At 33.8% G+C, this 3625-nt stretch carries 5 protein-coding genes; all 5 read left to right on the top strand.

Going from position 1 to position 3625, the window contains the following annotated elements:
- On the top strand, window positions 1–770 hold a 770-nt coding region (gene cmoA / locus Q0A18_RS12535; protein WP_292010490.1), incomplete at its 5' end, for a carboxy-S-adenosyl-L-methionine synthase CmoA.
- On the top strand, window positions 767–1489 hold the full coding sequence (locus Q0A18_RS12530) for an isoprenylcysteine carboxylmethyltransferase family protein (RefSeq protein WP_292010489.1): 723 nt from the start codon (window positions 767–769) through the stop codon (window positions 1487–1489). The genes cmoA and Q0A18_RS12530, both read left to right, overlap by 4 nt.
- A 64-nt stretch (window positions 1490–1553) precedes the next feature.
- Complete coding sequence (locus Q0A18_RS12525) at window positions 1554–2126, top strand: cob(I)yrinic acid a,c-diamide adenosyltransferase (RefSeq protein ID WP_292010488.1); 573 nt, start codon at window positions 1554–1556, stop codon at window positions 2124–2126.
- On the top strand, window positions 2113–2736 hold the full coding sequence (locus tag Q0A18_RS12520) for a thiamine diphosphokinase (RefSeq protein ID WP_292010487.1): 624 nt from the start codon (window positions 2113–2115) through the stop codon (window positions 2734–2736). The genes Q0A18_RS12525 and Q0A18_RS12520 overlap by 14 nt, the downstream gene beginning before the upstream one ends.
- A 16-nt stretch (window positions 2737–2752) precedes the next feature.
- Window positions 2753–3625 (top strand): tyrosine-protein phosphatase (locus Q0A18_RS12515; RefSeq protein WP_292010486.1); only part of this gene is annotated, 873 nt, incomplete at its 3' end.

Below are 3625 nucleotides of genomic sequence, written 5' to 3'. Positions count from 1 at the left end.
GATTTATTACTTTTAAAAAATTCAACTATATGTCTAAAATGATTGATTTGGATGATGTTTTCAAAGAAAAAGTAGAAAACTTATCAGACTTTGAATTTAACAGCAAGGTTGCGGGTGTTTTTGATGATATGGTAAACAGGTCTGTTCCTTTTTATGATGAGATGCAGAGATTAACAAGTGAACTTGCGGGAAATTATGCCCAAGTTGGGACCCGTGTATATGATCTTGGCTGCTCTACAGGGACCACAATGCTTTTAATGGATAAAACGGTAGAAGAGGGAATTCAGTTTATCGGAATTGATGATTCGGAAGAGATGATCAATAAGTGCAGAGAAAAGCTGAATAATTTTAAACTGAATCGTGATATTGAACTTTTGGTTACAGATCTTACCCGGCATGTTCCCATTGAAAATGCTTCTGTTATAGCAATGGTTCTGGTCCTTCAGTTTATTCGTCCGATAAACAGATTAAGTATTGTGAAAAAGATATTTGAAGGAATGGTGAAAAATGGAGTTTTTATCCTTTTTGAAAAAATTCTTACCGAGGAAAAATCTTTTAACAGGGAATTTATAGATCATTATTATGATTTTAAAAGAAGAAATGATTACAGTGAATTGGAAATATCTCAAAAAAGAGAAGCCTTAGAAAATGTTCTGATTCCTTATAAAACGAGTGAAAATATTAATATGCTGAAAGAGGCAGGATTCGAAGAAGTGGAAGTGTTCTTCAAGTGGTACAATTTTACAGGAATTATTGCTAAAAAATTATGATACAGATAGGTAACTTCTTTTTTAAATACAGAAATTTTCTTTTTATTATTTTGTATTTGCTGCTGTTTCTTCCTTCACCTCCTTTGTTCGGAGAGAATAGATTTGGCTCTGGATATTATTGGATAGCGATCATATCAGGACTTTCCATAACGATTCTTGGTCAGTTGATAAGAGGGGGAACTATCGGACTGGCTTATATTGTAAGAGGGGGAAAAGATAAAAAAGTATATGCGGATGGTTTGGTAACAGAAGGTATTTTTGACCATGTAAGAAATCCATTATATGTAGGAAATATATTAATGCTTCTTGGCGTAGGAATCTTGGCTAATTCCTTATGGTATACTGTTATTGTGATGCCAGTTTTTCTTTTTATTTATCAGTGTATAGTGCTTGCAGAAGAAAATTTTTTAAGAGGAAAATTTGGAGATTCATTTGATGCATACACAAAAAAAGTTCACCGGTGGCTTCCTAGAATTTCAGGATTGGGAAAAACCTTTACTTCCATGGAATTTAAATGGAAACGTTGGCTGATCAAAGAATATAATACCCAGTTTATATGGCTTTGCGGAATTGTTTTGATTCTGTTATTTAAATATCCTCACCTTACCAATGGTGATGATGATTTCAGAAATATTCTCGCAGTACTTTTTATCCTCTTATTTGGCGGGTACTATTTTGGAGTGAGGTATATGAAGAAATCCGGAAAATGGATAGCCTGATGATATAGTACAAAAAACTTTCTAAAGCATTGTCAGCCTTATCCGAAAAAAGTATTTTAGTAGTATGAAAATTTATACGAAAACAGGAGATAAAGGTCAGACAGCATTGTATGGGGGAACAAGAGTATCCAAAGCCAGTGCCAGAGTAGAAAGTTATGGAAATATCGATGAACTGAATGCATTTATCGGAATCGCCAAAAGTAATATACATGATATTGAAGTTTTGAATCAGTTGAAGAAAATTCAGTTTGATTTATTTACAGTAGGTTCGGAGGCTGCTACTCCTGTAGATAAATTAATGCTTGCCAATGGAAAGTCAAGGCTGCCTTTAATTATTTCGGATAAAGAAATCGAGGAACTTGAAAAGTGGATGGATATTTTTGATGAAGAATTGGAGCCTCTTCAGTTTTTTATTCTTCCCGGCGGAGGTCAGACAGCTACTTTTTTACATGCGGCAAGAACAATTTGCAGAAGAGCAGAGCGTTCTATGGTATTTCTTAATGAAACAGAAGAAGTACGTCCCGAACTGATCAAATATCTTAACCGTCTTTCAGATTACCTGTTTGTTTTAGCCCGCTATGTTTCGAAATTGGATAATGAACCGGAAGAATACTGGAATCCTAATGAAGAAAGATAGAGTATTACTTTTCATTAATGGGGAACCTCCCAAAGATTTTCCTGATACTAATCAGTATGGTTTAATAGCCTGTACAGACGGAGCTTTTCATTATCTGAAAAGGATGAAATTTCCACTGGATAAGCTTGATTTTATTTCCGGTGATTTTGATTCTCATTCAGGTTCGGATGAAAATATTTATCAGGAAAAATTTATTCATACACCGGATCAGGAGAAAACTGATTTTCATAAAGCTTTGGAAATTATTTTAGAAAGAGGGTATGCTCAGGTGGATGTATTAGGAGCAAGTGGAGGAGAGCAGGATCATTTTTTGGGAAACCTTAGTGTGGCTTACCGTTTTAAAGATAAAATGGATATCAGGTTTTATGATGAATTTTCAACCTATTATTTTATTCCTAAAAAACTTACTTTAAAAGGTGTAAAAAATAGGATGATTTCTTTGTATCCCTTTCCTGCAGCAGAGAATATCACTACAAAAGGCCTGAACTGGCCATTGGATAACGGAAGTGCAAGTGTAACGACAAGACTTCTGACCCGTAATTTTGCTTCCGAAGATGAAGTAAATATAGAATATGGATCGGGAGACCTGTTGATTTTTATCGGGAAATAATTTAAAACTGTACGTATTGAAATCGATTATAAAAATATCTTCTTTTTTTATTGTTTTATTTTGCTCTTTTTCCTGTAAAACAAAAGAGATTGGTATGCCGGAATATGGTAAGCATATTCCTGAAACTAATATCAAAGCTAAAAAAGTATATAATTTCAGGACTGTAGGAAATATTAAAAATACAGAAGGGCGTACTTTAAAAACAGGGATACTGTACAGAAGTGGCCATTTGCATAAACTTAAAAAAAGATCATTTAAAACCATTGAAGAATTAGGTATTAAGGAAGTTATTGACCTTCGGAATACGAAAGAAATTACCAAACAGCCGGATCGGCTCCCTGACGATATCATTTATAAAAAATATTCAGCTTTTGAAGATGAAGGAGATCAGCTGGCACAGGCAAAAAAACTCGTCCTGAAAGGAAAGGTGTATGGAGCAGATGCCGATAAAAGAATGCTGGATTTTTATGAAGAATATATTGCTGAAAACCCTGAAGTCATAAAAACAATCGTTACTGAAATTTTGGATTCCGGTCATCCTGTACTTTATCACTGTACAGCAGGAAAGGACAGAACAGGAATTATTACGGCTTTAATTCTTACGATTTTAAAATTCGATAAAGAAACAATTTATAACGAATATCTTTTATCTAACAATTACAGAGAAGAATTGGTGATGAAAAGACTCCGCCTTGCCAATACCCTTCATTTTTTATATCCTAAAATGGATATTAATGTATTGGAGAAATTGAGCTGGGTGGAAGAGGATTATTTAGATTCTGCATTTAATGAAATTGATAAGAAATACGGCTCAGTGGAAAATTATATACATCTCGCTTTGGAGATTTCTGAAGAAAAAAGAGAATCGTATATCCATAAATTTACTTAT

It is taken from the genome of Chryseobacterium sp. (assembly GCF_022712095.1).
GTDB lineage: Bacteria > Bacteroidota > Bacteroidia > Flavobacteriales > Weeksellaceae > Chryseobacterium.
The sequence above is the reverse complement of the archived record's forward strand: the minus strand, read 5'-3'. Positions and strand labels throughout refer to the sequence as shown.

Bases quoted from the DNA above. Each gene is read 5' to 3' on its own strand.
- Q0A18_RS12530 (WP_292010489.1), top strand. From the start codon at position 767: ATGATACAGATAGGTAACTTCTTTTTTAAATACAGAAATTTTCTTTTT.
- Q0A18_RS12525 (WP_292010488.1), top strand. From the start codon at position 1,554: ATGAAAATTTATACGAAAACAGGAGATAAAGGTCAGACAGCATTGTAT.
- Q0A18_RS12520 (WP_292010487.1), top strand. From the start codon at position 2,113: ATGAAGAAAGATAGAGTATTACTTTTCATTAATGGGGAACCTCCCAAA.